At 65.5% G+C, this 24,738-nt stretch carries 26 protein-coding genes; 14 read left to right on the top strand and 12 right to left on the bottom strand.

Annotated elements, in window-relative coordinates:
- Positions 1-5: 5 nt before the first annotated feature.
- The 5 genes from lspA to arfB all read left to right on the top strand — a co-directional run bounded on the left by lspA (position 6) and on the right by arfB (position 4,813).
- Complete coding sequence (gene lspA / locus ACFDR6_RS16580) at positions 6-500, top strand: signal peptidase II (RefSeq protein ID WP_375859126.1); 495 nt, start codon at positions 6-8, stop codon at positions 498-500.
- A 96-nt stretch (positions 501-596) separates the two neighbouring features.
- Positions 597-1,322 (top strand): hypothetical protein, encoded by a 726-nt coding sequence (locus ACFDR6_RS16575; RefSeq protein ID WP_212080241.1) that lies wholly within the window; start codon positions 597-599, stop codon positions 1,320-1,322.
- 190 nt (positions 1,323-1,512) lie between these two features.
- Positions 1,513-2,904, top strand: a complete 1,392-nt coding sequence (locus tag ACFDR6_RS16570; RefSeq protein ID WP_212080240.1) for a M16 family metallopeptidase — start codon at positions 1,513-1,515, stop codon at positions 2,902-2,904.
- Positions 2,823-4,271, top strand: coding sequence for a M16 family metallopeptidase (locus ACFDR6_RS16565; protein WP_375858886.1), 1,449 nt, complete (start codon positions 2,823-2,825; stop codon positions 4,269-4,271). Before ACFDR6_RS16570 ends, ACFDR6_RS16565 begins: the two co-directional genes overlap by 82 nt.
- Before the next feature lie 125 nt (positions 4,272-4,396).
- Complete coding sequence (gene arfB / locus ACFDR6_RS16560; protein WP_212080235.1) at positions 4,397-4,813, top strand: alternative ribosome rescue aminoacyl-tRNA hydrolase ArfB; 417 nt, start codon at positions 4,397-4,399, stop codon at positions 4,811-4,813.
- Positions 4,814-4,975: 162 nt separating this feature from the next.
- Here arfB and ACFDR6_RS16555 read toward each other — a convergent pair whose 3' ends face one another.
- A complete protein-coding gene (locus ACFDR6_RS16555; protein ID WP_212080233.1) occupies positions 4,976-5,281 on the bottom strand; it encodes a hypothetical protein in 306 nt (101 codons plus the stop codon).
- 311 nt (positions 5,282-5,592) lie between these two features.
- On the opposite strand from ACFDR6_RS16555, the gene ACFDR6_RS16550 reads away from it, so the two are divergent.
- The 4 genes from ACFDR6_RS16550 to ACFDR6_RS16535 are packed head-to-tail and all read left to right on the top strand — an operon-like array spanning position 5,593 to position 8,558.
- A complete protein-coding gene (locus ACFDR6_RS16550; protein ID WP_212080774.1) occupies positions 5,593-5,979 on the top strand; it encodes a c-type cytochrome in 387 nt (128 codons plus the stop codon).
- The gene (locus ACFDR6_RS16545; protein WP_212080232.1) at positions 5,980-6,375 is read left to right on the top strand and encodes a VOC family protein; all 396 of its coding nucleotides are present in this window, start codon (positions 5,980-5,982) and stop codon (positions 6,373-6,375) included. It begins immediately after the preceding gene.
- 35 nt (positions 6,376-6,410) lie between these two features.
- Entirely contained in the window at positions 6,411-6,959 is a 549-nt protein-coding gene (locus tag ACFDR6_RS16540) for a gluconate 2-dehydrogenase subunit 3 family protein (protein WP_317242341.1), read from the top strand.
- A 30-nt stretch (positions 6,960-6,989) separates the two neighbouring features.
- Complete coding sequence (locus ACFDR6_RS16535) at positions 6,990-8,558, top strand: GMC family oxidoreductase (protein WP_212080228.1); 1,569 nt, start codon at positions 6,990-6,992, stop codon at positions 8,556-8,558.
- Between the two features lie 84 nt (positions 8,559-8,642).
- Here ACFDR6_RS16535 and ACFDR6_RS16530 read toward each other — a convergent pair whose 3' ends face one another.
- Positions 8,643-8,960: a ribbon-helix-helix domain-containing protein gene (locus tag ACFDR6_RS16530; protein ID WP_212080226.1), complete on the bottom strand. Its 318-nt coding sequence runs from the start codon at positions 8,958-8,960 to the stop codon at positions 8,643-8,645.
- A 252-nt stretch (positions 8,961-9,212) separates the two neighbouring features.
- Here ACFDR6_RS16530 and mutL point away from each other — a divergent pair, with 252 nt between their 5' ends.
- Positions 9,213-11,027: a DNA mismatch repair endonuclease MutL gene (gene mutL / locus ACFDR6_RS16525; RefSeq protein WP_375858885.1), complete on the top strand. Its 1,815-nt coding sequence runs from the start codon at positions 9,213-9,215 to the stop codon at positions 11,025-11,027.
- 122 nt (positions 11,028-11,149) lie between these two features.
- Here the strand turns inward: mutL and rsmD are convergent, their stop codons facing one another.
- Together rsmD and ACFDR6_RS16515 are read right to left on the bottom strand one after the other, a co-directional pair.
- Positions 11,150-11,704, bottom strand: coding sequence for a 16S rRNA (guanine(966)-N(2))-methyltransferase RsmD (gene rsmD, locus ACFDR6_RS16520; RefSeq protein WP_375858884.1), 555 nt, complete (start codon positions 11,702-11,704; stop codon positions 11,150-11,152).
- A gap of 2 nt (positions 11,705-11,706) precedes the next feature.
- Positions 11,707-13,845, bottom strand: a complete 2,139-nt coding sequence (locus ACFDR6_RS16515) for a pseudouridine synthase (protein WP_375858883.1) — start codon at positions 13,843-13,845, stop codon at positions 11,707-11,709.
- 119 nt (positions 13,846-13,964) lie between these two features.
- On the opposite strand from ACFDR6_RS16515, the gene ACFDR6_RS16510 reads away from it, so the two are divergent.
- Entirely contained in the window at positions 13,965-14,423 is a 459-nt protein-coding gene (locus ACFDR6_RS16510; protein WP_212080218.1) for a nucleoside deaminase, read from the top strand.
- On the opposite strand, the gene ACFDR6_RS16505 is transcribed toward ACFDR6_RS16510, so the two are convergent.
- Complete coding sequence (locus tag ACFDR6_RS16505; RefSeq protein WP_375858882.1) at positions 14,420-15,325, bottom strand: alpha/beta fold hydrolase; 906 nt, start codon at positions 15,323-15,325, stop codon at positions 14,420-14,422. The two genes, ACFDR6_RS16510 and ACFDR6_RS16505, sit on opposite strands and share 4 nt — an antisense overlap.
- Positions 15,326-15,512: 187 nt before the next feature.
- Complete coding sequence (gene purD, locus ACFDR6_RS16500; protein ID WP_375858881.1) at positions 15,513-16,796, bottom strand: phosphoribosylamine--glycine ligase; 1,284 nt, start codon at positions 16,794-16,796, stop codon at positions 15,513-15,515.
- 255 nt (positions 16,797-17,051) lie between these two features.
- On the opposite strand from purD, the gene ACFDR6_RS16495 reads away from it, so the two are divergent.
- Entirely contained in the window at positions 17,052-17,345 is a 294-nt protein-coding gene (locus ACFDR6_RS16495) for a DUF4917 family protein (RefSeq protein WP_375858880.1), read from the top strand.
- Between the two features lie 153 nt (positions 17,346-17,498).
- Positions 17,499-18,266 carry an IclR family transcriptional regulator gene (locus ACFDR6_RS16490; RefSeq protein WP_375858879.1) on the top strand — a complete coding sequence of 256 codons (768 nt, stop codon included), beginning with the start codon at positions 17,499-17,501 and terminating at the stop codon, positions 18,264-18,266.
- Positions 18,267-18,585: 319 nt separating this feature from the next.
- On the opposite strand, the gene ACFDR6_RS16485 is transcribed toward ACFDR6_RS16490, so the two are convergent.
- The 5 genes from ACFDR6_RS16485 to ACFDR6_RS16465 form a co-directional block, all read right to left on the bottom strand.
- Positions 18,586-18,774 (bottom strand): hypothetical protein, encoded by a 189-nt coding sequence (locus ACFDR6_RS16485; protein ID WP_375858878.1) that lies wholly within the window; start codon positions 18,772-18,774, stop codon positions 18,586-18,588.
- 134 nt (positions 18,775-18,908) lie between these two features.
- On the bottom strand, positions 18,909-19,490 hold the full coding sequence (locus ACFDR6_RS16480; protein ID WP_375858877.1) for a DUF1349 domain-containing protein: 582 nt from the start codon (positions 19,488-19,490) through the stop codon (positions 18,909-18,911).
- 152 nt (positions 19,491-19,642) lie between these two features.
- A complete protein-coding gene (locus ACFDR6_RS16475; RefSeq protein WP_375858876.1) occupies positions 19,643-20,401 on the bottom strand; it encodes an SDR family NAD(P)-dependent oxidoreductase in 759 nt (252 codons plus the stop codon).
- On the bottom strand, positions 20,398-21,570 hold the full coding sequence (locus ACFDR6_RS16470) for an ABC transporter substrate-binding protein (RefSeq protein ID WP_375859125.1): 1,173 nt from the start codon (positions 21,568-21,570) through the stop codon (positions 20,398-20,400). The genes ACFDR6_RS16475 and ACFDR6_RS16470 overlap by 4 nt, the downstream gene beginning before the upstream one ends.
- A 153-nt stretch (positions 21,571-21,723) precedes the next feature.
- Positions 21,724-22,527, bottom strand: a complete 804-nt coding sequence (locus ACFDR6_RS16465; protein ID WP_212080192.1) for an acetoacetate decarboxylase family protein — start codon at positions 22,525-22,527, stop codon at positions 21,724-21,726.
- 167 nt (positions 22,528-22,694) lie between these two features.
- Between ACFDR6_RS16465 and xseA the strand changes: the two genes are divergently transcribed.
- Positions 22,695-24,317 carry an exodeoxyribonuclease VII large subunit gene (xseA, locus tag ACFDR6_RS16460; protein WP_375858875.1) on the top strand — a complete coding sequence of 541 codons (1,623 nt, stop codon included), beginning with the start codon at positions 22,695-22,697 and terminating at the stop codon, positions 24,315-24,317.
- 220 nt (positions 24,318-24,537) lie between these two features.
- Here xseA and ACFDR6_RS16455 read toward each other — a convergent pair whose 3' ends face one another.
- On the bottom strand, positions 24,538-24,687 hold the full coding sequence (locus ACFDR6_RS16455; RefSeq protein WP_375858874.1) for a hypothetical protein: 150 nt from the start codon (positions 24,685-24,687) through the stop codon (positions 24,538-24,540).
- Positions 24,688-24,738 lie beyond the last annotated feature (51 nt).

The raw sequence follows: 24,738 nt of genomic DNA, 5'->3' as shown, positions 1-24,738 counted from the left end.
CCGCCATGTCCCCGCTCGGCGCCGGCATCTTCGCGGCCGCGATCACGCTCGTGGCCGACCAGGCCTCAAAGCTCTGGCTGCTGAACGTCTTCGACCTTGCCCGTCGCGGCGTGGTGAAGGTGACGCCGTTCTTCGACCTGGTGCTGGCCTGGAATATCGGCATCAGCTTCGGCTGGCTCCAGCACGACAGCCAGGCGGCGCAGCTCGCGCTGATGGCGGTCAAGGTCCTCGCCGTGGTTGCGCTGGCGATCTGGATGGCCCGCTCGCACACCCTCCTCGCCACCATCGCGCTCGGCCTGATCATCGGCGGCGCCATCGGCAACGGCATCGACCGCCTGGCCTATGGCGCCGTCGTCGATTTCGCCCTGTTCCACATCGAGATCGGCGGAAATACCTATAATTGGTATGTGTTTAACCTCGCGGACGTGGCGATCGTTGCTGGGGTGGCGGCGCTATTGTATGATTCCTTCCTGGGGGTACCCGCCGCAAAAGCGCCCTGATCCCGGCCGATACGGACCGGCAGGTGGAACCCGGCTTTTGCGAGGGTTGGGCCGCGTTTGAGCGGCAATCTGCCACAATATGGAACAGGTACAGTAATGCGCAGCTCGAAGACCAGCGGTTCGATGGTTCGAGACCCCCAATCGGGGTTCTGGCGGGCGTTGAAATTGTCCGCTGTCGCGCTCGGCATTGGTCTCGTCATGTCGACCGGCGCCGCCCGCGCTGGTGACGACGACGAGGACGACGACATGACCTTCGAAGAGAAGCTCATCGACAATCTGATGTCCGGCCTCGGCGCCAAGAGCATGGAGAAGCCCGGCATCGAGTACCGCGAGCGCTCGCCGCTGGTCGTGCCCCCGAAGCTCGACCTGCCGCCGCCGGCCGCGACGGAGGCCGCAGTCGCACCCAACTGGCCGAAAGATCCCGACGAGAGGCGCCGCAAGGAAGCTATCGCCGCGCGGAAGAAGGCGAACAAGCCGACCGAAAGCTGGCAAGCAGGCCGGCCGCTCTCGCCGAGCGAGATGAACGCCACCAGGACGGCCGCGCCGTCCCGCCAGAGCAATGAGCCGGCCCAGCCGGGCAGTAACCCCGCTAATCCGACGCTCAGCCCCGCCCAACTCGGATACACCGGCGGCCTGTGGAAGCTGTTCAAAGGGAACGATCCCGAATCAAAGCAGTTCACGGCGGAGCCACCACGCCAATCGCTGGTAGAGCCGCCGCCGGGATATCAAACGCCGTCGTCGAACTACGCCTACGGCTCCGGGCCGGATAATTCGAAGCGAACCTATTTCGACGTCCTATCCGGCAAGGAGAAGGAGCAATAGGGCTCCTGCTTCGCCCCGGCGTTTCGGCGGGCTGGGAGCTGGCTGCCGGCCCTAGTGCGGCTTCGGCTGCTGGCTCGGCTCCCGAGTTGATGCGTTCTCTGCTTCGTGACGCGAAGCCTCAGCCGCACGGTGTACGATGCCGTGCCTCCGAGCCCGACATCCGGACCTCGGCCTTTCACTAGGGATCATGATGTCCGCAAAACGATCGGCTGCCTGCCTCCTTGCCGCGCTGCTTTCGACCAGTGTCCTGACGTCAGGCGCGGCCCTTGCCCAGACCACCGTCACATCGGCTCCGCCCGCCAGCTTCACGCTCGGCAATGGCATGCAGGTCGTGGTGATCCCGGATCGCCGCACGCCCGTGGTCACGGAGATGATCTGGTACAAGGTCGGCTCGGCCGACGAGACGCCGGGCAAGTCCGGCCTCGCCCACTTCCTCGAGCATTTGATGTTCAAGGGCACCTCGAAGCACCCGGCCGGTGAATTCTCCCAGACCGTGCTCCGCGTCGGCGGCAACGAGAACGCCTCGACCTCGGTCGACTACACCAACTATTACCAGCGCGTGCCGAAAGAGCAGCTGCCGACCATGATGGAGTTCGAGGCCGACCGCATGACCGGCCTCATCCTCAAGGACGAGAACGTGCTGCCCGAGCGCGACGTGGTGCTCGAAGAATACAATATGCGCGTCGCCAACAACCCGGACGCGCGGCTGAACGAGCAGATCATGGCCGCGCTCTATCTCAATCATCCCTACGGCCGGCCGGTGATCGGCTGGCATCAGGAGATCGAGAAGCTGGATCGCGAGGACGCGCTCGCCTTCTACCGCCGCTTCTACGCACCGAACAACGCGATCCTGGTGATCGCCGGCGACGTCGACGCCGCCGAGATCCGCCCGCTGGTCGAGCGCAATTTCGGCTCCATCCCGGCGCAGCCCGCAATTCCCGCACGGCGCGTTCGTCCGCAGGAGCCCGAGCCGGCCGCGCCGCGCACCGTCACGCTGGCCGACCCGCGCGTCGAGCAGCCGAGCATGCGGCGCTATTACCTCGTGCCCTCCGCGACCACGGCTGCGGCCGGTGAGAGCGCCGCCCTCGACGTGCTGGCGCAGTTGATGGGCAGCGGCAGCAATTCCTATCTGTACCGCGCGCTCGTGGTCGACAAGCCGCTCGCGGTCTCCGCCAACGCCAGCTATTCGAGCATCTCGCTCGACCCGACGCAGTTCGCGATCTCGGCCGCGCCGAAGCCCGGCGTCAGCTTCGCCGAGGTCGAGCAGGCGGTCGACGGCGTCATCGCCAATGTGGCGCAGAACCCCATCCGCGCCGAGGATCTGGAACGCGTGAAGACCCAGCTCATTGCGGAAGCGATCTACGCCCAGGACAACCAGGCGGTGCTGGCGCGCTGGTATGGCGGCGCACTGACCACGGGCCTGTCGATCGAGGACATCAGGAGCTGGCCGGACCGCATCCGCGCGGTCACCGCCGAGCAGGTTCGCGCGGCCGCGCAGAAATGGCTCGAGAAGAAGCGCTCGGTGACGGGTTATCTGATCAAGGACACCACCACCGCCAAGCGCGAGGAGAAGCGTTCGTGACCTATCCCCTTCGCGCGCGTCATTTCGCGCTGTCCTTCGTCGCCGGCGCGGCCCTCGCATACGCTGCGGTCTCGCCGTCGCATGCAGCCGCAAAGATCCAGCGCCTGGTCTCGCCGGGCGGCATCGAGGCCTGGTTCGTGCAGGACGCAACCGTGCCGCTGATCGCCATGGAATATTCCTTCGCCGGCGGTTCGGCCCAGGATCCCAAGGACAAATCGGGCGTTGCCAATCTGGTCGGCGATCTTCTCGACGAAGGCTCCGGCGATCTCGATTCCAAGACGTTCCACGAGCGGCTCGACCGCCGCGCCATCGAGCTCTCCTTCAGCGCCACCCGCGATACCTTCCGCGGCAGCCTGCGTATGCTGCGCGACAACAAGGACGAGGCTTTCGACTTGCTCAGGGGCGCGCTGACCTCGCCGCATTTCAACCCCGCCGATGTCGAGCGCATCCGCTCGCAGGTCATCTCGGGCCTGCGCCGCGAGACCACAAACCCGACATCGCTGGCGAGCCGCAAATTCCTGGAGGTCGCCTTCGGCGATCATCCCTATAGCCGGCAGAGCAACGGCAACCTCGACAGCGTGCCGACCATCACGGTCGCCGACATGAAGGACTATGTGGGCCGCGTGCTCGCAAAGGATGGGCTCAAGATCGCGGTCGTCGGCGACGTCGATCCGGCCACGCTCGGCAAGCTGCTCGACCACACCTTCGGCAGCCTGCCCGCCAAGGCCAATCTCACGCCCGTCCCCGACGTCGAGGCCGCAAAGCCGCCGCAGCGCGCCTTCGTGACCCTCGACGTGCCGCAGACCGTGATCACGTTCGGCGGCCCCGGGGTGAAGCGCAACGATCCCAACTTCATGGCAGCCTATGTCGTCAACCACATCCTCGGCGGTGGTGGATTGTCCTCCCGGCTCTATCGCGAGGTCCGCGAAAAGCGAGGCCTCGCCTATTCCGTGTACGAAGCGCTGCTCTGGATGGAGCATTCGGCGTTGTTCATCGGCAATACCGGGACGCGCGCCGACCGCGCCGGCGACACCATCGATGCCATCGAAAAGGAGGTGCGCCGGATCGCCGAGGAAGGCCCGACCCAGAAGGAACTCGACGAGGCCAAGTCCTACCTGAAGGGCTCGCAGATGCTGGCGCTCGACACCTCCTCCAAGCTGGCGCAGGCACTGCTGCAGTACCAGCAGGACAAGCTGCCGATCGACTATATCGAGAAGCGCAACGCCGTCATCGACGCCGTGACGCTGGACGACGCCAAAGCCGCCGCCAGGCGCCTGTGGGGCCAGGGGCTGCTGACTGTCGTCGTCGGCCGCGCCCCGCAGGCCGCGGCGCAGCCGGCGACAGCACCGGCGACGAAGTCGAACTGACGGCCGCAGGTTCGGTACGTCTTCCTGAAATGGCCGGGCTCGCCCGGCCATTTACGTTTCCGGTGATGCGCCATTGCCGAAAGTGAACGTCCACGATATGTCCGGGCATCACGAATGGTGCCATCATGCTGCGGATATCCCGCGATCTCGTCATCGACGAGGACGACATCGAGATCGGCTTTGTCCGCGCCTCCGGCCCGGGCGGGCAGAATGTCAACAAGGTCTCGACCTCGGCCCAGTTGCGCTTCGATACACGCAAGCTGACCCTGCCGGAGGACGCCGCGATTCGGCTCGCCCGCATCGCCGGCCAGCGCATGACCAAGGACGGCGTGATCGTGATCCACGCCCAGCGCTTTCGGACCCAGGAGCGCAACCGGCAGGATGCCATCGACCGGCTCGTCGAGATCCTGTCCGAGGCGATGATCCGGCCGAAGCCCCGCCGGGCCACGCGGCCGACTTTTGCCTCCAAGCAGCGCCGGCTCGACGGCAAGAAGCGCCGCGGCGACGTCAAGGCCGGACGCGGCGGTCGCTTCGACGACTAAAGCATGATCCGGAAAAGTGCGCAGCGGTTCTTCAAAAAGATCATGTTCAATAACAACCCAAAGCGCGATGACGATTCATCCTGATCGCATCGCGCTTGGGCAGACGCAGCCGAAGGACTCCGGCCGACAGGCGGCCGGAGTCTTGCCGTTCTCCCGGCGGGATTAGTAACGCTTGGACGGAGCTGCACCGCCCGTCGTGGAATCGTCGGCCGTTCCCCTGTGCGCAGCGCTGCCCGTGGTGCCCGTGCCTTTGGTGCCCTTGGTCGACTTCATGCCGGTCTTCTCGCCCGCCGCGCCCGGCTGAGCGTTCATCTCCTCATCGCCGCTGCCCATCGTGCTGCCTTGCATGGGTTTGCTCTGCACGGTGCCGCCGGGCTTTGCGGTGGGGGGCGCGCTTTGAGCGAGAGCAGGCGCGGCAACGAGAGCCGACAGAGCGCATGCGATCATCGAGGACTTCACCAACTTCATCCATTTCTCCTGGATTGTTTCGCGATGTATGGCTCGGCCGTTCCCGACGCCGCTTGCCTGCGCCGACCCATCGCATCGCGTAAAGAAATCAAGCGGCGCAATCGTCATGCAATGCGCATGGTGTGGTGAACGTTTAGGGATTTGACGGCGGTTTCGCGGAATTGTGCTCCGCATATATGGCAGCGCGGAACACCCACACGACGCGAGCGTCTCCGCTCGCGGCAAAACAGCCCGCTACTACCACCGTCCATCTGACGCCGCCTAGAGTTTGCACAGGCTGATGTCGATGTTGGATGGGCGAGCTCTTGGCGATGCGCGCAGTCGTGCTGGGATTGTGCACCGCGATGGTGCTGGTGGTGCGGGTTGCCGATGCGCAGATGCCCTTGCCTGCCGCAAAGCCGCCGGATGGCAGGACACTCTTCAAGCAGCAATGCGCGGTGTGCCACACCACGAGCCTGTCAGAACCGGTGCGGCAAGGTCCGCCGCTGGTCAAGATCGTGGGCCGGCCTGCCGGCAAGGTCGAGGGCTTTCGCTATTCGGAGAGCCTCGCAAAGGCGGACTTCGCCTGGGACGAGACGAAGCTCGACGCCTGGCTGACCAATCCGCAAGGAATCATCCCGGGCGTGACCATGGTCTACCGGCAGGCAAAGCCGGAAACGCGCGCTGCGATCATCACCTACCTGAAGGAGCAGAACTGAATGGCAAAGCCCGTTCATTCCATGATCCGCGTGCTCGACGAGGCGCGCTCGCTCGACTTCTACAGGCGCGCCTTCGGCCTGGAGGTCGCCGACCATCTGAAGTTTTCCGACTTTGCCCTGATCTATCTGCGTCATCCCTCCTCGTCGTTTGAGGTGGAGCTGACCGTGAATTTCGATCGCAAGGAGCCGTACTCGCTCGGTGACGGCTACGGTCATCTCGCCGTGGTGGTGGAGGATCTCGAGGCCGAGCATGCGCGCTTCGAGCGCGAGAAGCTCGCACCGGGGCCCTTGCGCGACTTCAAGCACGACGGCAGGACGCTGGCGCGCTTCTTCTTCGTCAGTGATCCCGACGGCTACAAGATCGAGGTGATCCAGCGGGGCGGACGTTTCAACTGATTCAATCATGAGATCAAAATTGACGGAGGAATGCCATGAGAGAAGTCGATCGCCGAAGCAAGCACAGCCGCCGTGTTTTCCTCAAGGGCGCGGCAACCGCCGTGCCGGTCGTTGCAGTCGCGACAAGCGTCGCCATCAGCATCGAAGATGCGTGGGCCGATGAAGCGAGCGCGCTCTCGCCCGCCACGATGAAGACGCTGCTGAAGGTCGCGCGCGACATCTATCCGCACGACGTTCTCGGTGACAGCTACTACATCACCGCAATCAAGCCGTGGGACGGCAAGGCGGCCAAGGATCCCGCCGTCAAGTCGCTGATCAGCGACGGCATCACGCGGCTCGACCAAAACGCGCGGGACCGCCACAAGGTAGCCTACGCCGCAGTGCCCTGGGAAGCTGACCGGGTCGTGCTGCTGAAGGAAATCGAGCAGAGCGACTTCTTCCAGAAGGTCCGCGGCGATCTCATCGTCTCGCTCTACAATCAGAAAGAGGTCTGGCCGCGGTTCGGCTACGAGGGATCGTCGGCCGAGCACGGCGGCTACATCAACCGTGGCTTCGCCGACATCGACTGGCTGCCGAAGGCTTGAGACCCACCCCAACGGTTCAGGAGAACGCATATGGCAAAATTCGATCTGAACGATTCCAGCGTTGTGGTGATCGTCGGCTCCGGTGCCGGTGGCGGCACGCTGGGCAACGAACTCGCGCAGAAGGGCGTCAAGGTGGTCATCCTCGAAGCGGGTCCCCGCATCGAGAACCACGACTTCGTCAACGACGAGTGGGAGAGTTTCTCCCAGCTCGCCTGGACCGATGCCCGCACCACGTCGGGGACTTGGCGCGTCGCCAAGGATTTTTCCGGCCTTCCCGCCTGGATCGTCAAGGCGGTCGGCGGCTCGACGACCCATTGGGCCGGCGCTTCGCTGCGTTTCGACGAGCACGAGTTCAGGGTCAAGAGCACCTACGGCAACCTTCCCGGCGCCAATCTCCTGGACTGGCCGGTCACGCTTGCGGAGATGGAGCCGTGGTACGCCAAGGCCGAGAACAAGATGGGCGTGACCCGCACCAACGGCATTCCCGGACTTCCCGGCAACAATAACTTCAAGGTGCTCGAAGCCGGCGCGAAGAAGCTCGGCTACAAGACCGTGCACACCGGCAACATGGCCATCAACAGCCAGCCGCGCGACGGGCGCGGCGCCTGCCAGCAGATCGGCTTCTGCTTCCAGGGCTGCAAATCCGGCGCGAAATGGTCAACCCTCTACACCGAGATCCCCAAGGGGGAGGCGACCGGCAATCTCGAGGTCCGCCCCGGCAGCATGGCGGTCAAGATCGAGCATGATGCCGGCGGCAAGGTGACCGGCGTCGTCTATGCCGACGCTGCAGGCGCGATGCAGCGCCAGAAAGCGCGCATCGTCGCGGTCGCCGGCAACTCCATCGAAAGCCCGCGGCTGCTGCTCAACAGCGCCTCGACCATGTTTCCCGACGGCCTTGGCAACTCATCGGGCCAGGTCGGCCGCAACTACATGCGGCACATGACGGGCAGCGTCTACGCCGTGTTCGAGAAATCGGTGCACATGTATCGCGGCACCACCATGGCCGGCATCATCCGCGACGAGGCCGCCAACAACCCCAAGCGCGGCTTCGTCGGCGGCTACGAGATGGAGACGCTGTCGATCGGCTTGCCGTTCATGGCGGCATTCCTCAACCCGGGCGCCTGGGGCCGTCCGTTCACGTCAGCGCTCGACGGCTATCCCAGGATGGCCGGCATGTGGCTGGTCGGCGAGGACATGCCGCAGGAGACCAACCGGATCACGCTCGATCCTGTCGTCAAGGACAAGTTCGGGCAGCCTGTCGCGAGCGTCCATTTCGACGACCATCCTAACGATATCGCGATGCGCGCGCACGCCTACAAGCAGGGCGCCGCGGTCTACGACGCTGTCGGCGCCACCGTAACCTATCCGACGCCGCCCTATCCGAGCACCCACAATCTCGGCACCAACCGGATGAGCGAGAAGCCGCGAGACGGCGTGGTCAACAGGTTCGGACAGAGCCACGACGTCAAGAACCTGTTCGTCTCGGACGGCAGCCAATTCACCAGCGGCGCCGCCTGCAACCCGACGCTGACCATCGTCGCGCTCGCGATGCGGCAGGCGGACTACATCGCGGGCGCGATGCAGAAGAAGGAGATCTAGGGTCGGCGTCATCGATCGCCGAGACGCATTGAGGCGGGATTGCGCATCCCGGCTTTCGCCGGGACGACATCGAGGGTGGCGCGGCTACTCGGCCGCGTCGAGGATGGGCGCAACCGAGGCCTTGAAATCCTGCACCGGCGCCATGCTCCTGGATCGATAGATCAAGCACGAGCAACGCAGCAGCGAGGCGAAATTATTGACCTCGCCGTGATGGTCGAGCACCTCGTTGTAGAGCGTCGTCAGGAACTTGCCGAGGCTCATGCCCTCCTTGGCCGCGATCTCCTCCAGCGTGTCCCAGAACGCCATTTCCAGCCGGATCGAGGTGCAATGGCCGTCGATCCGCAAAGACCGGGTCTGGGATTCGTAATCGCGTTGGGGCTGATGCGCGAAGAGATGGCACATGGCGTCCTCCCGTCCTGTTGCCGTTTTTTCACGATGCTACACCGCTGCCCGGCGGCTCACAATCTCGACCACGGCGAAAGGGCGGTCCATCTGCACCGCGCGTTTTTCTCGAACGCCCAATGTCTTCAATGTGATAGGGAGCCTTCTTCCCCAGGCCCTCACACCACTGTTGCCCAACACATGCTTTTGACGCAACACGGCCTAGAATAGCGCTGTCCGCGAATCCGGATCGCAAGCCGAAGTCAGAGCCTCATGCCCGTCCGCCAATTGCCAGAACAGGTCGTCAACCGCATCGCCGCCGGCGAGGTGGTCGAGCGCCCGGCGAGCGTGGTCAAGGAACTGGTCGAGAACGCGATCGATGCCGGCGCGAGCCGGATCGACGTCTTCACCGATGGTGGCGGGCGGCGGCGGATCGGCATTACCGACGACGGCGGCGGCATGACCGCGAAAGATCTCGCGCTTGCGGTCGAGCGTCACGCCACGTCGAAACTCGACGACGAGGATTTGCTCCAGATCCGCACCCTCGGGTTCCGCGGCGAGGCGCTGCCCTCGATCGGCTCGGTGGCGCGGCTGGCGATCACGACGCGCCATGCCAGCGAGTCCCATGCCTGGGCGCTCTCGGTCGAGGGCGGCGAGAAATCCGAGATCATGCCGGCGGCGCTGGCGCATGGGACGCGGGTCGAGGTCAATGACCTCTTCTATGCGACACCGGCACGGCTGAAGTTCCTGAAGACCGACCGCACCGAGGCCGAAGCGATCCGCGAAGTGGTCCGGCGCCTCGCGATGGCGCGGCCCGATATCGCCTTCACCCTCGCCGGCGAGGAGCGCGCGCCGGTAACCTGGGCCGCCGCGCTGCCCGGCGCGGCGGGACGGCTGACCCGGCTCGGCGACATCCTGGGCGCGGAATTCCGCAGCCATGCCATCGAGGTCCACGCCGAGCGCGAGGGCATCGTCGTCGCCGGCTATGCCGCGGCGCCCGCGCTGACCAAAGCCAACGCACTCGGGCAATATCTCTTCGTCAACGGCCGGCCGGTGCGCGACAAGCTGATCCTGGGAGCCGTGCGCGCGGCCTATTCCGACTATCTGCCGCGCGACCGCCATCCGGTGCTGGCGCTGTTCGTTGCGCTCGATCCGCGCGAGGTCGACGCCAACGTGCATCCGGCCAAGACCGAGGTGCGCTTCCGCAATGCCGGCCTCGTCCGCGCATTGATCGTGCACGGATTGAAGGAGGCGCTCGCACGCGAGGGCCGCCGCACCGCCGCCAACAGCGGCGAGAGCGCACTGTCCGCGTTCCGCCCCGCCTTCACGCCACAGCGTCCGGCAAGCTGGGACTGGCGGGCCTCGCCGTCCGCCCCGGTCGCGCCGATGCCGTCCTTCGAAGGCGGCGCGGCGCCTGCCTTCGCCGAGCGCGCGCAAGCCGCTTTCGACGTTGGCGCGCCCAGTGCTGACGTGCGGTTCGAGACGCAGCCTGTGGCTGACCTCGTCGACCGGCCGCTCGGCGCGGCGCGCACGCAGATCCACGAGACCTACATCGTCTCGCAGACCCGCGACGGCCTCATCATCGTCGACCAGCATGCCGCGCACGAGCGCATCGTCTATGAGCGGCTGAAGGCCTCGCTGGCCGCGAACGGCGTGCAGCGGCAAATCCTCCTCATTCCCGAGATCGTCGAGATGGACGAGGCGACGGTGGAGCGCCTCCTGGATCGCAGCGAGGAGTTGGCTTCGTTCGGCCTCGCCATCGAATCCTTCGGCCCCGGCGCAGTCGCCGTGCGCGAGACGCCCTCGCTGCTCGGCAAGACCAATGCCGGCGGGCTCTTGCGCGATCTCTCCGAGCACATGGCCGAATGGGACGAGGCATTGCCACTGGAGCGCCGCCTGATGCACGTCGCGGCCACCATGGCCTGCCACGGCTCGGTGCGCGCCGGCCGCCGCTTGCGGCCCGAGGAGATGAACGCCCTGCTCCGCGAGATGGAGGACACCCCGAACTCCGGCCAGTGCAATCACGGGCGACCGACCTATGTCGAGCTGAAGCTGAGCGATGTGGAGAAGCTGTTCGGGCGGAGGTGATGGTGCCGTGGCGAAGGTGCCGTAGGGTGGGCAAAGCGAAGCGCGCCCACCACCTGTCTCCATCATGCAGAGATCGTGGGCACGGCGCGTTGCGCCTTTGCCCACCCTACGGCAGCACGGCCCTACGGCCTCTTCAAAAACACGAACTCCGTATCGTCATACGCCCGACGCTCCAATTCCTCGTATCCCTCCGGCGTCACGAACTGCGCGGCCTTGGCCTCTTCCACCACCAGCAGCGCGCCCGGCGTCAGCCAGCCGCCATCGCGCAGGGACGCCAGCGCCTTCTCCGCAAAGCCCTTGCCATAGGGCGGATCGAGGAATACCAGCGAAAACGGCTCGACCGGATGCGCAGGCCCGAGATCGGTCGCATCACGGCGATAGACCTTGGTGACGCCACCTAAGCCCAGCGTCTCGACGTTGTTGCGCAGCAGGGCCCGCGCCTCAGCGCCATTGTCGACGAACAGCACGAACTTCGCGCCGCGCGAGGATGCTTCGATGCCGAGAGCGCCGGTGCCGGCGAAGAGATCGAGTACGCGCGCGTCGGAAATCGGATCGTCATAGGCGTGCGCGAGGATATTGAACACGGACTCGCGCAAGCGGTCCGCCGTCGGGCGGATGTCGCGCGAGGACGGCGAGGCGAGATTGCGCCCCTTCAAGCGACCGCCGACGACGCGCAACGTCAGTCCTCCCGCGGCATCAGATCGCGCTTGCCGTGATAGCCGCGCTTGGGACGGCGCGGCGGGCCGTAGCCGCTGGCCTCTTCCTCGTTGCGCTCGCGCGCCTCTTCGCTCCCGGTGCGCTGCACCAGCACGCGGCGGCCCTTGCGGTCGTTGATCACGCCGCGCTTGCTGACGGGCTTCTTCTCACGCGGCGCATCGTCATCACTCGAAGCGGACTTCTGCGGCACGTCGAACTGCGCCCCCGACTTCTCGATCACCTTGTCGCCGAGCTGGTCGCGCAGCACCCGCGACTTGATCTCCTCGACCTGGCCTTCGGGGACTTCGCCGAGCTGGAACGGACCATAGGAGACGCGGATCAGCCGGTTCACCTCGAGCCCGAGATGGGCGCAGACGTTGCGCACCTCGCGGTTCTTGCCTTCGCGGATCGCAAATACCAACCAGACATTGGCGCCCTGGTCGCGCTCCAGCGTCGCTTCGATCGGGCCGTATTTGACGCCCTCGACCTCGATGCCATTCTTGAGCTCGTCGAGCTGCGCCTGGGTGACCTCGCCATGGGCGCGAACGCGGTAGCGGCGCAGCCAGCCGGTGTCGGGCAGCTCGAGCGTGCGCGCGAGCCCGCCGTCATTGGTGAGCAGCAAGAGGCCTTCGGTGTTGAAGTCGAGCCGGCCGACGCTGATCAGCCGCGGCAGGCCTTCCGGCAGATTGTCGAACACGGTCGGACGCCCCTCGGGATCGTCATGCGTGGTCATCAGCCCGCGCGGCTTGTGATAGAGGAACAGGCGTGTGCGCTCTCGCTCCGGCAACGGCTTGCCGTCGACCAGGACCACGTCGTTCTTGGTGATGTCGAGCGCGGGCGAGTTGATGACCCGACCGTTGACGCTGACGCGGCCCTGCGTGACCATCTCCTCGGCGTCGCGGCGCGAGGCAAGCCCCGCACGCGCCAACGCCTTGGCGATGCGCTCGCCGGCCTTCTTCGGCTTCGGCGCCTCTTCGCGACGGGGCCGCCCCTCGAAATCGCGGTCGCGCTGGCGATAGGCGCCGCGGCCGCCGAAGGCCGGACGCTTCTCGAAGATCCTGCTCTCGTCCTCGTTTTCACGGCGCGGGCGATCGCCGAAACGGCCTTCGCTGCGCGGATGGTCGTGCCAGTCGGAACGGCCTTCCGATCGCTCGCGCGGACGATCGAATTTCGGACGGTCCCGGAACGGACGATCACCCGAGGGACGGTCGTCGCGCGAGCGCGAAAAGCGCGGACGATCTTCGCCGCGGCCACCATCGCGACGGTCGTCGCGCTTCTGCCAGGGCTTGTCCTCGCCGCGGTCACGACCGCCAAAATCCTTGCGCGGCCCGCGATCCCCACGGTCGCGTTCCGGTGCACCACGCGAAAACTTTCGCTCGCCGTCGAACTTGCGCTCCGGGCGATCACCGCGCGGCGCGCGATCACCGCGGTCGAATTTCGGACGGTCGCCGCGCGGCTTGAAGCTGCGCTCGCCACGATCCTCGCGGGGCCCGCGATCCCCCCGGTCGCGTTCGCGATCCGGCCCGCCACGCGAAAACTTCCGCTCGCCGTCGAACTTGCGCTCGGGACGATCGCCACGCGACGCGTAGGGCTTCTTGTCGCCAAACTTGCGATCGCTGCTCCGGCCGGCGGGGCGGGACTCATCGCGATCCCGACGCGGCGGACGATCGTCACGGCCAAAAGACGGGCGATCACTACGCGGCTTGAAGGGCCGCTTCTCGCCGTCGCGCGAGGAGCGATCGGAGAACGGACGGTCTTCACGCGGCTTGAAGGGACGGTCGCCACGCGGCTTGAAGCTGCGCTCGCCGCGCCCCTCACCACCGCGGTCGTCGCGCTTGAATTTCGGACGGTCGCCGAAGTCGCGGCGCGGGGCATCGCCCTCCTCGCGGCGGCGGAACGGACGGTCGCCACGATCAGCGCGAGGCGGGCGGCTGTCGCGGTCGCCACGAGGCGGGCGGGCGTCGCTCCTGCCCTCGGGGCCGCGCTTGGCGAATTTCTTCTCGGGGCCACGCGGCTTGCCGGACCGGCCCTTCGGTGGTCCCTTCGGTGGTCCCTTGGGCGATCCCTTGGGAGGGCCTCGCCGGCCGCGGGAATCGTTGTCTTTGTCGCTGTCGCGAGGCATGAATAATCTCACTCAGGGGATAGCCGGAAAGCATTGTGCGCGCTCATTCAGAGCCGCACGCTCAGGCAAATTCGGTAAGCACTTCTGCTGAAGGCGCAGCTACTAGCAGGTTTCTGGCGATGATACGAGGCATGAAAGCCCCTTCTTTCATGGATTTGGCGCTTCGGGCGGCCGAAAATGCCGGAAAATCGGGCGAAGTTCCGATCGGATGCGTGGTGGTCCGCGATCACGAGGTCATCGCCACCGCCGCCAACCGGACGCTGACCGACCATGACCCAACCGCCCATGCCGAGATCGTCGCCCTGCGCGAGGCCGCGAAAAAGATCGGCAGCGAGCGCCTCGTGGACTGCGACCTCTACGTGACGCTGGAGCCCTGCACCATGTGTGCGGGCGCCATCTCCTTTGCGAGGGTCAGGCGCCTGTATTACGGCGCGGCCGATCCCAAGGGCGGCGCGGTCGAGTCCGGCGTGCGGTTCTTCGCCTCGCCGACCTGCCATCACGCGCCGGATGTCTATTCCGGCGTCGGCGAGAGCGAGGCGGCGCGGCTGCTGCGGGAGTTCTTTCGGGAGCGGCGCTAGTCCGCGAGGAAGAACTCGCGGAGCGCGCTCGCGGTGTCGTCCGGATTCTCCTCGGTGAGGAAGTGGCCGGAATCCACGGGCATGCCGACCACGTTCGTCGCCCATTGCCGCCACGTGTCGAGTGGCGTCGCCGCGGCTTGCGCGATCCCGGCATTGCCCCACAGCGCCAGCATGGGAATGGTGATCTTCTTGCCGGCTTCGAAATCGGCCTTGTCGAGGTCGTAGTCGAAATAGGCGCCGGCACGGTAGTCCTCGCACATCGCATGCACGCGGGCGGGATCGCGGAACGGGGCGAGATAGTGCTCGAGCGCGCGCGCGTCGATGGCATCCAGCGTCCTCGACTTGGTCTGGCTCGCCATCTTGAAGCGCAGGAAGAACTCGCCCTGCCCTGAGATCAGCGTCTCCGGCAGCGGATAGGGCTGCGCCAGGAAGGTCCAGTGATAGATCTTCAGCGCGTAGGCGCGGTTCATCCGCTCCCAGTAATTATAGGTCGGCAGGATATCGAGCACGGCGAGCTTCGACAGCCGGCCGGGGTGGTCGAGCGCGAGGCGGTAGGAGACGCGGCCGCCGCGGTCGTGGCCGGCCAGCGCGAAGTGGACGTGGCCGAGCCGCTCCATCACCTCCACCATCGCCTTGGCCATCGCGCGCTTGCTGTAGGGGATGTGCAGCGCGTCGCTCTCGGGCATGTCGGACCAGCCATAGCCGGGAAGATCGGCGATGATCAGCGTGAAGGCGTCGGCGAGCTCTGGCGCCACGCGGTGCCACATCACGTTGGTCTCGGAGAAGCCGTGCAGGAGCAGCAGCGGCGGCCCCTTGCCGCCGACGCGGGCGAAGATGCGGCCGAACGAGGTATCGATCCATTCGGAGGCAAAGCCCGGATAGAGGTCGGCGAGATCGGACATCTTGTTGCATCCTTGTTGGGTCAGCCGGGGCCGGCCCTCGACCCCAAAAGTGCGAAAACAACCCCATGCACAGTAGCTAAGTTCAAGCCCTGCCTGCGTTTTTTTGGAGTGCCGACGGGCGCGGCCGAAATGACGCGCGGGAGCAAAAAAGCCTGTCAGCTCATGGTCTTGTCAGCTCCTGGTCTTGTCAGCTTCTGGCCTTCTCCGCCTCCACGGCCTGCCAGCCGATGTCGCGGCGGCAGAAGCCCTCGGGCCAGCTGATGCGGTCGACGGCCTGGTAGGCGCGCGCCTGCGCCTCCGTCACGGACTTGCCGAGCGCGCAGACATTGAGCACGCGGCCCCCGTTGGCGAGGATCGCACCATCCTTCTCGACCGTGCCGGCGTGGAAGATCTCGACGGTGTCCACTTTCGCGGCTTCCTCCAGCCCGCCGATGCGCGTGCCCTTCTGGTAGTCGCCGGGATAGCCTTGTGCGGCCATCACCACGGTGAGCGCGGATTCCGGATGCCAGCGCAGATCGAAATTCTTCAATTGGCCGTCGCAGGCGGCGAGGAACGCCGGCACGATGTCGCTCATCATGCGCAGCATCAGCACCTGGCACTCGGGATCGCCGAAGCGGACGTTGAACTCGAACAGCTTTGGCCCCTGCGTCGTCAGCATGATCCCGGCATAGAGGATGCCGCGGAACGGCGTGCCGCGCTGCTTCATGCCCGCGACCGTCGGCAGGATGATCTTGGCCATGATCGCGTCGTGGATGGCGGGCGTCACCAGCGGCGTCGGCGAATAGGCGCCCATGCCGCCGGTGTTCGGGCCGACGTCGTGGTCGAACACGCGCTTGTGGTCCTGCGCGGAGGCCAATGGAATGGCGGTCTCGCCGTCGCACAGCGCGAAGAAGCTGATCTCGCGGCCGGGCAGGAATTCCTCGATCACGACCTCGGCGCCGGCCTCGCCGAAGGCGCCCTCGAACATCATGGCGATGGCGTCCTCCGCCTCGCGCACGGTCTTGGCGACGACGACCCCCTTGCCGGCGGCGAGCCCGTCAGCCTTCACGACGATCGGCGCGCCCTGGCTCTGCACATAGGCGCGGGCTTCCTCGGCATTGGTGAAACGCTTGTAGGCGCCGGTGGGAATGCCGAACTCGGTGCAGAGCGCCTTGGTGAACCCCTTGGAGCTTTCGAGCTGGGCCGGAATCTTCTTCGGCCCGAACGCCTTGATGCCGGCAGCCGTGAGATCATCGACAATGCCGGCCGCCAGCGGCGTCTCCGGCCCGACCACCACCAGCTCGACCTTGTTCGCCTTGCAGAAGTCGATCACCGCCGCATGGTCGGCGACATCCAGCGCCACGCATTCCGCCTCCTTCGCGATCCCGGCATTGCCGGGCGCGCACCAGAATTTGGTGACCAGGGGGGAGGCCGCGATCTTCCACGCCAGAGCATGTTCGCGGCCGCCGGAACCGAGCAGGAGAATGTGCATCGAGGGCTCAGAATGAGGGGTTTTGCTGGGGCGGAGGTCGCACGAATCGGCGGGGGGCTCAAGGGGGTTGGGGGCGAACTTCCCCGTCATTCCGGGAGCACCGGTAGAACGCTAAACGCAGAATTCGAGGGGCGGTGCCGTACGTAGAGCGGTCAGCGCCTTTGAGCGATTGCGTGCTTTTAGAGCAAAGCGCAACATTAGGTTTAAATCACGTTCTAGATTATCTTCGTAGTCATTTCACTTGGGAGGGATTCTATGACGAAAGTTCTTTCATTCGATGATGCGATGCAATCAGTCTCTGGCCTTTCAAAAAGGCACCTCCTGCTTGGGAATGGTTTTAGCATTTCCCTAAAGCCCGACATTTTTTCCTATGGCGCCCTGTTCGATAGCGCAGATTTCGATTCGAAGCCTCACATCAAGGAACTCTTTAAAGATTTGAAGACGCAAGACTTCGAGATTGTAATCAAGCATCTGCAAGATGCAGCCACTGTGTTAGATGCATACGGCCGCTCGGCCCCAATGCAGGAGGGCGAGCAGAGGCAGCGATAGATGCTTGCACAATCCGCTGGCGTCGTAGGTCTGCTGCTGCCTTGAAGTCGGCCAGGCGCTTGCCGGCGATCACTTTTCGCCGTGCGAGCAATCGGCTACATGGGATTGCATCCCCACCGCGCGTCCTGACTGCGGACCCCATAGGCCTGATGAATGACCCCTGAGAAGCCGCAGCCGGGCGCGCCCGCCCTGGAGAAAGGGCTTGACCTTCTGGAGGCGCTGGCGGGCGCCGCACGCGGTCTCAGCCAGAAGCAGCTCGCCGAAGCCGTCGGCCGCTCCGTCAGCGAGATCTTCCGGATGCTGGTGGCGCTGGAGCGTCGGGGCTATGTCGCGCGAGATCCCGCGACCGGCGAATATACTCTGACGCTGAAACTGTTCCGGATCGCCTCGCAATTCCCGCCGACCGAGCGGCTGCTGAAGGCCGCGCTGCCGGTGATGGAGCAGCTCGCCTCCCGCGTGCAACTGTCCTGCCACCTCACGGTGCTGCACGGCGAGCAGTTCATGGTGATCGCCCGGATCGAGCCGGAATGGCTGATGGGCTGGTCGGTCAAGGTCGGCGCGGTGTTTCCGCTCACCCAGCAATATGCTTCGGCGAAGGTTTTGGCGGCCTTCCAGCTCGAGGGCCGGCGCCAGGAGCTTGCACAGGTCATCGCCGCCAATGACCGTATCAGCGCCAAGAAGGCGCTTGCCGCGCTGGACCGCATTTCCTCGGACGGGGGAAACTTCTCCAACGACGACGGCTATACGCGCATCCTTGCCTATAGCTGCCCGATCATCGAAGCCTCCGGCCGCGCGGTGGCCGCGATGACAGTCCCGCTGGTGAGGCAGGATCAGATCCCCGCCACCGAGGCCAGCACCATCGCCGCCGAGCTGCGCAGCGCGGCAAGGATCGTCTCCGAGAAGATCGGCGGCGTGTCCTGAACCGTGATGAGATCAGGTTTGATTGCTGCAACGTAGGCGCACGACTTTCACAAGCGCAGGGCCGTCGCATTTGGAGCGGTCTCGCCTGTGGCCATCCTTCGAGACGCCCGCCGCCGGCGGGCCCTCAGGATGAGGACGGAGTGTGTGGCCACAGTGTGAGCGGGCACGATGCCGCCAAGCCTCATCCTGAGGAGACCGCAAAGCGGTCGTCTCGAAGGACGAGGCGCGCGCTCAGGTCTTTCAACCCGCCGCAATCGCTTCAGCCGAAGCCAACACGCGCGATCGCGCAAGCAGATCGACCGGTCGTGCTCGGCTGCTTTCACTCCTTTTGTTTGTCTTCCGCGCTTTTTCCATCGGAGCTTTTCGAGCGCTCTTCGAAACGATCGGCCCCCTTGGCCAGATCGTGCCCCATCCTGCTCTCGTTCTTCGCTTCGTCCTTGGAGGTTGCTTCTCGCAAGCCTTCGGCGGCCTGCTCCCCCGCCTTCGACGATTTTCGTTTGTCATCCATTGGTGGCTCCTTCCTGATAAAGACGCCTCCCAGGAAGCTCGCTGGTTGATCCCGGATTGGACGTGCCAACGTTCCAATCAGATCACCCGGACATGGTTCCTGCTCCCGGACGTCAGCCTCGTTGGCCGGCGCTCTCAGCCGAGATCATGGAGCTCCTTGCCAAGCGGCGGCGCCAGGCGGAAATCGGAAAAGGCGACTTCCAACCCGGACCGCTCCGGCGTGCAGGCCATGGGTCCGACAAGGTAGGAGGAACTCCGGGCGAATGGCGCAAGCCGCATCAGAGGCCACGTCTGTCCATCGCTGGATGCCTGCAAACGAAGGACGCCATGCGCGATCGTGACGCGCAGCCGGAAGTCACTGGGGTCGTGCTCATAGGGGGCTGTTGCCCAATCGGATTGCTCGTTGGTCAGCACGCTGGACAGCATGGCGCGCCCGTCCGAAAACTCTATCCCAGCCTTAAGCCAACGTCGTTCATCTATTCGCACCATCAGGCCCGCCTGATCGTAGAGCGCTTTGAAATCACCTCTGACACGAAGCTCGGCGGTGAACGCATCTCCCGCCTGAAAGGCGAGGAAGTGCCCGCTATCGCGGATAAAGCCGTAATGAGTTTCGCGCCAAAAATCGGTGGCCTGGTCTGTTTCCAGCCCGAGATAGTTGCCCGTTTCGGACCATTTTCTCGGCTCGTTCAACCAGACGCCGGCAGACTTCCCAAACATTCCTCATGCTCCATTGCAACGCCAGTGCAACCTGAGCACAACGCGTCTGTCCGCCCCCAGGTCCGCCCTGGGCTACAAGCAGCAATGCCTGGCCGATCATGAGATTTCGGCCCCTCGCTCCGGAGGCGGACATGTCTTGATGCGTACAGACCCTAGGCCAGCGTCATTCCGCCATCAACGACCCAGGCGGCGCCATTCACGTGCGCAGCCTCGTCGGAGGCGAGGAACGCTACGATGTTCGCGACATCCTGCGGCCGGCCATGAGCCACCGCATCGCTTCGGCGCAAGGCAATGCCGCCGTTGCGCGCCTGGCTCTCCAACTCCCGGATCATGCGCGACTCGATCGGTCCGGGCAGCACTGCGTTCACCCTGATGCTCGTTCCGGCGACATCGAGCGCCGCCGTGCGTGTCAACCCGAGCACGGCGTGTTTCGAGGCGACGTAGCCGGCAAGCCCTGCACGCCCCCGGATCGCAGACGTCGAGGCGGTGTTGATGATGGCGCCCGTCCCACGTTGCATCATGCGTGCGAGCACGTGCTTGAGGCCGAGAAATACCCCCTTCACGTTCACCTGCAGCAGTTGATCGAATGTCTCGTCCGGATATTCGTGGAGAGGCGCGACGACGCCCTCGATGCCTGCGTTGTTGGCGAAGATCCCGATCGGCCCCAGGCGCGCTTCGGTCGCCTCGACGAAAGCGGTTGTATCCCGAGCGAGCGAGACATCGGCGGGAATCGCGAGTGCCCTCGCCCCGGCCTGCTCGACCAGCCGCGCGGTGGCGTTGGCGGCCGCTTCATCGCGGTCGACGATCGCGACCGCAACGCTCATCCGCGCCAGCCTCAGCGCAATGGCGCGTCCGATATCGCCCCCGCCGCCGGTGACGAGCGCCACCGGCCGCCGGTCACTTGCCGTCACGACTTCAGAAACTCGCAGCCGCCATCTGCCAGGGGCCGCCAGGCCTCGGACGGCGCGATGGTCTTGACCAGCTTGTAGTAATCCCAGGGCTGCTTGGATTCCTCGGGCTTTTTCACCTCGAACAGATACATGTTGTGCAGCTTGCGGCCGTCGGCCCGCACGCTGCCCTTGCCGAACAGGGGATCATCCGTCGGCAGCTTCTTCATCTGTTCGACGACGGCCTTGCCGTCGCTGGAGGCGCCGAGCGCATCGACGGCCTTGAGGTAGTGCAACGTGGTGGCGTAGGCGCCGGCATGCAGCGCGGTCGGATAGCGGCCGTTGTTGCGTGGCGCGAAGCGCTTGGTCCAGGCACGCGTGTCTTCGTTCAGATCCCAGTAGAAGGCTTCGGTGAATTGCAGCCCCTGCGCGATCTTCAGGCCCAGCGAGTGCACGTCGCTAAGATACAGCACCGTCGCGACCACGCGCTGGCCGCTCTGGGGAATGCCGAATTCCACCGCCTGCTTGATGGAATTGATGGTGTCGCCGCCGGCATTGATCAAGGCGATGATTTCCGCCTTCGACGACTGGGCCTGCAACAGGAACGAAGAGAAGTCCTGCGTATTGATCGGCGTGCGCACGCCGCCGAGAACCTTGCCGCCGGCTTTCTGCACGACATTCTTGATATCGGCTTCCATGGCATGGCCGAAGGCGTAGTCGGCGGTGAGCAGGAACCAGCTCTTGCCGCCGCTCTCGACGACAGCGCGCGCGACGCCGGAGGAGAGCGCGTAGGTATCGTAGGTCCAGTGCACGAGGTTCGGCGAGCACGCCTTGCCGGTCAGGTCGGACGAGGATGCGCCGGAGACCAGCAGCGTCTTGTTGTTCTGCTGCACGATGTTGCGAACCGCGAGCGCGACGGCTGAATTCGGCGCATCGACGATCACGTCGACGCCCTGGCGGTCGATCCACTCGCGCGCGATATTGGCACCCACATCGGCCTTGTTCATGTGGTCGCCGCTGATGATTTCGATCGGCCGGGTCATCTTGTGGGCCGCCTGGAAATCCTCGACGGCCATTTTGGCCCCCAGCACCGAGCCCGGACCGGTGACATCCGCATAGAGGCTGGACATGTCCGTCAGCACGCCGATGCGAAGCGGTTTCGTCTCTTGCGCCTGCGCGCCGAGACCTGTCATGCCCAGGGCAAGGCCACCAGCGCCGGCCGGCAGCCCACGGCGGCTCACCCGATATCGATCGACCATGTCCAATCCTCCCTTGCCGGTTCGTGCTTTTGCACGCTTGTTTATTTCGTCGCCCGCGCGCGCATCGCGCGCAGGCCGATCTTGTCGTTACGGAACGAGCCGTTCGATAAGCCGCCGGTCTTCGACCTCAAATCCGCCGCCATACACGTCCGACACCATGAAATGCGCGCCCAGGATTTCCGGATCGAGGTCGGCGATGGGATCGTACGCGCTGGCGTGCAGGGTCATGGTGGCGCGGCCCGGCGCCGGCTTGGAATATTTCAACGGCGTGCGGCGATAGACGATGTCGGCATAGGCGGTGGCGAGCCGCTCGGGATCCGGCAGGCGACGCACGTGGATCTCGCCCGCCGGCAGTTCGTCGCCGTCGACGATGCGTATGACAGGTGCCGAACTGTCCGGCGTGAAGGAGAAATCGGCGAGCGGAATGCCGCGGCGCCGGACCCACCCCGTGATCGATCCGTCGGGATGCTCATCGAACGCGTAGTGGGTATCCTTCTTCGTGTAGCCGAACACCTCGCGCCCGGCGCAGATCCCCATGGGATCGCTGCAATACATGAAGATATGCGTCTCGGTGAACAGCCCCTTGTAGCGCACCGGCACGGAGATCATCAGGTCGAACATCTCGCCGGCGTGCACGGCCAGGGAATGCCCGGGCGAACGCATGAAACGAAAGGCCACGCGATCGCTCGCGATCTCGAACGGGGTGTCGGCCAGCAACGCGGAAACCTTGCCCGGGGCCACGCGGGTCATGACCTCGACCGTGCGCAGGGTGCAGCCCCACTCGACCGGATAGGCCGGCGAATAAGGCGGGTTGACCCCGCTGTTCGGCTTGAGCCGGTACGGCCCAAACATGCGTCCGCGCGGGTCGTTGGGATCGGTGACCACAGCCATCAGGTCCGCTTCCTCATTCATATGTGATTTTTAATTTTCATATATGAAATGTGAGGCGAGTCAAGCTCCGCTCACATGGGCCTGCTCGCGGCACCGAATCGATTGGCGCGGCGCGGCGAAAATCCTTAACGTCGGGCTCGATCCCCCCAACCCGAATCGTTTGCTAGATGCCGCCTGCGGAACAACTGAACAACGCGTTCGAATTCACCGTCTCCGAGCTCTCCCAGTCCCTGAAGCGGACGGTGGAGGACACCTTTGGCCATGTCCGGGTCCGGGGCGAGATCTCGGGATTCCGCGGCGCCCATTCCTCCGGCCATTGCTATTTCGCGCTCAAGGACGAGAGCGCCAAGATCGAGGCGGTGATCTGGAAGGGCGTGCACGGGCGGATGCGCTTCAAGCCCCAGGAGGGGCTCGAGGTCATCGCGACAGGCAAGCTCACGACCTATCCGGGCTCCTCGAAGTACCAGATCGTGATCGAGGCGCTGGAGCCCGCCGGCATCGGCGCGCTGATGGCGCTGATGGAGGAGCGCAAGAAGAAGCTCGCCGCGGAAGGCCTGTTCGACGAGGCGCGCAAACAGCTCCTGCCCTGGCTGCCGGAGGTGATCGGCGTCGTGACCTCGCCGACCGGCGCCGTGATCCGCGACATCCTGCATCGGCTGGAGGACCGCTTTCCCCGCCGGGTGCTGGTGTGGCCGGTCAAGGTGCAGGGCGAAGGCTCGGCCGAGCAGGTCGCGGCCGCGATCCGCGGCTTCAACGCGCTGCCCGAGGGCGACAGGATTCCGCGGCCCGACGTGCTCATCGTCGCGCGCGGCGGCGGCTCGCTGGAGGACCTCTGGTCGTTCAACGAGGAGATCGTGGTACGCGCCGCGGCCGAGAGCATGATCCCGCTGATCTCGGCGGTCGGGCACGAGACCGACATCACGCTGATCGATTTCGTCGCCGACAAGCGCGCGCCGACGCCGACGGCCGCGGCCGAGATGGCAGTGCCGGTGCGCAGCGATCTGTTCGTCGAGGTCGCCGATCTCGGCCGTCGCACCCGCGCCTATTGGCAACGCGCGCAGGAGAGCCGCCGCAGCGAGCTGCGCGCCGCCGCGCGCGCGCTGCCGGCGGCCGGGGATCTGCTCGCGATCCCGCGGCAACGGCTGGATTCGGCGGGCGCCTCCCTGCCCCGCTGCCTCAAGGCCAACACGCACGCGCATTTCCGCAGATTCACCGCGGCGAGCTCGAAGCTGACGCTGCGGGTGCTGCACGGCCAGATCTCGCAGGCCGACCATCGGCTGACAGTATGCGGCGAGCGGCTCGGCCTCTCCGCGCGCTCGCTGCTGCGACGGAGGCGCGACCGCTTTGCCGGGCTCGAGGTGCGCCTGCGCGCCTCAAAGCTCTCCAACGCGCAGGCGCAGCGCAATGCCATTTCCCGCCAGCGCGAACGCACCCATCGCCTCGGCGAGCGCGCCGGCCGCGCGCTTCTCACGCTGCTGCAGCGGCTGGAGGCCCGCGTCGAGAACAGCGGCAAGCTGCTCTCCGCGCTGTCCTATCGCAGCGTGCTCGCGCGCGGCTTCGCGCTGGTGCGCGATGAAGCGGGCCATCCGCTGCATGCGGCTGATAGCGTCGGGCCGAACGCGCGGCTCGAGATCGAGTTCGCCGATGGCCGTGTGGCGGCGACGGCGGATGCGGATCGGCCACCGCCTGCCGCCAAGCGCGCGCCGGCGCAGGCCAAGCCGGCCGCGCAAGACGCAAAAGCCGCACCGAAGCGTGTGGCCAAGCCGGTGGATCAGGGCAGCTTGTTCTGAGTGCGAAGGCGGCATTCCACCCTCGCTGTCATCCCCTGCCTTGTGCGCAATTGCGCACTGGCCGGGCGATGACGCAGGGTGTGTGGGGCGAGTGCAGCCACAAACTCGTCATTGCGAGCGCAGCGAAGCAATCCAGAATCTTCTCCACGGAGAGAGTCTGGATTGCTTCGTCGCAAGAGCTCCTCGCAATGACGGAGTATTGGGAGGGAGCGTGCGTGCCCTACCGGCAGGACAATCCCGCGTCGATCGTGGTCCAGAAGCCGCAATGTTCCGGCGCGCGCAAGGGGGCGCCGGCGTGGGCCTCGTAGAGGAAGATCGCGACGGAGAAGACGACCAGGGCGGAGGAGAAGAGGACGATGCGGTTGCGCATGAGGATTGCGTTGAATCGACATCGTGGTCGAACTAAGGCGCCGTCACGGGC

The organism is Bradyrhizobium tunisiense, assembly GCF_042263385.1.
Classification (GTDB): Bacteria; Pseudomonadota; Alphaproteobacteria; order Rhizobiales; family Xanthobacteraceae; genus Bradyrhizobium; species Bradyrhizobium tunisiense.
The sequence above is the reverse complement of the archived record's forward strand: the minus strand, read 5'-3'. Positions and strand labels throughout refer to the sequence as shown.

What these genes read in the sequence shown, in the direction of transcription:
- lspA (WP_375859126.1), top strand. Translation starts at nt 6, where the DNA reads ATGTCCCCGCTCGGCGCCGGCATCTTCGCGGCCGCGATCACGCTCGTG.
- ACFDR6_RS16575 (WP_212080241.1), top strand. Translation starts at nt 597, where the DNA reads ATGCGCAGCTCGAAGACCAGCGGTTCGATGGTTCGAGACCCCCAATCG.
- ACFDR6_RS16570 (WP_212080240.1), top strand. Translation starts at nt 1,513, where the DNA reads ATGTCCGCAAAACGATCGGCTGCCTGCCTCCTTGCCGCGCTGCTTTCG.
- ACFDR6_RS16565 (WP_375858886.1), top strand. Translation starts at nt 2,823, where the DNA reads ATGGCTCGAGAAGAAGCGCTCGGTGACGGGTTATCTGATCAAGGACAC.
- arfB (WP_212080235.1), top strand. Translation starts at nt 4,397, where the DNA reads ATGCTGCGGATATCCCGCGATCTCGTCATCGACGAGGACGACATCGAG.
- ACFDR6_RS16555 (WP_212080233.1), bottom strand. Translation starts at nt 5,281, where the DNA reads ATGAAGTTGGTGAAGTCCTCGATGATCGCATGCGCTCTGTCGGCTCTC.
- ACFDR6_RS16550 (WP_212080774.1), top strand. Translation starts at nt 5,593, where the DNA reads ATGCGCGCAGTCGTGCTGGGATTGTGCACCGCGATGGTGCTGGTGGTG.
- ACFDR6_RS16545 (WP_212080232.1), top strand. Translation starts at nt 5,980, where the DNA reads ATGGCAAAGCCCGTTCATTCCATGATCCGCGTGCTCGACGAGGCGCGC.
- ACFDR6_RS16540 (WP_317242341.1), top strand. Translation starts at nt 6,411, where the DNA reads ATGAGAGAAGTCGATCGCCGAAGCAAGCACAGCCGCCGTGTTTTCCTC.
- ACFDR6_RS16535 (WP_212080228.1), top strand. Translation starts at nt 6,990, where the DNA reads ATGGCAAAATTCGATCTGAACGATTCCAGCGTTGTGGTGATCGTCGGC.
- ACFDR6_RS16530 (WP_212080226.1), bottom strand. Translation starts at nt 8,960, where the DNA reads ATGTGCCATCTCTTCGCGCATCAGCCCCAACGCGATTACGAATCCCAG.
- mutL (WP_375858885.1), top strand. Translation starts at nt 9,213, where the DNA reads ATGCCCGTCCGCCAATTGCCAGAACAGGTCGTCAACCGCATCGCCGCC.
- ACFDR6_RS16515 (WP_375858883.1), bottom strand. Translation starts at nt 13,845, where the DNA reads ATGCCTCGCGACAGCGACAAAGACAACGATTCCCGCGGCCGGCGAGGC.
- ACFDR6_RS16510 (WP_212080218.1), top strand. Translation starts at nt 13,965, where the DNA reads ATGATACGAGGCATGAAAGCCCCTTCTTTCATGGATTTGGCGCTTCGG.
- ACFDR6_RS16505 (WP_375858882.1), bottom strand. Translation starts at nt 15,325, where the DNA reads ATGTCCGATCTCGCCGACCTCTATCCGGGCTTTGCCTCCGAATGGATC.
- purD (WP_375858881.1), bottom strand. Translation starts at nt 16,796, where the DNA reads ATGCACATTCTCCTGCTCGGTTCCGGCGGCCGCGAACATGCTCTGGCG.
- ACFDR6_RS16495 (WP_375858880.1), top strand. Translation starts at nt 17,052, where the DNA reads ATGACGAAAGTTCTTTCATTCGATGATGCGATGCAATCAGTCTCTGGC.
- ACFDR6_RS16490 (WP_375858879.1), top strand. Translation starts at nt 17,499, where the DNA reads ATGACCCCTGAGAAGCCGCAGCCGGGCGCGCCCGCCCTGGAGAAAGGG.
- ACFDR6_RS16485 (WP_375858878.1), bottom strand. Translation starts at nt 18,774, where the DNA reads ATGGATGACAAACGAAAATCGTCGAAGGCGGGGGAGCAGGCCGCCGAA.
- ACFDR6_RS16480 (WP_375858877.1), bottom strand. Translation starts at nt 19,490, where the DNA reads ATGTTTGGGAAGTCTGCCGGCGTCTGGTTGAACGAGCCGAGAAAATGG.
- ACFDR6_RS16470 (WP_375859125.1), bottom strand. Translation starts at nt 21,570, where the DNA reads ATGACAGGTCTCGGCGCGCAGGCGCAAGAGACGAAACCGCTTCGCATC.
- ACFDR6_RS16465 (WP_212080192.1), bottom strand. Translation starts at nt 22,527, where the DNA reads ATGGCTGTGGTCACCGATCCCAACGACCCGCGCGGACGCATGTTTGGG.
- xseA (WP_375858875.1), top strand. Translation starts at nt 22,695, where the DNA reads ATGCCGCCTGCGGAACAACTGAACAACGCGTTCGAATTCACCGTCTCC.
- ACFDR6_RS16455 (WP_375858874.1), bottom strand. Translation starts at nt 24,687, where the DNA reads ATGCGCAACCGCATCGTCCTCTTCTCCTCCGCCCTGGTCGTCTTCTCC.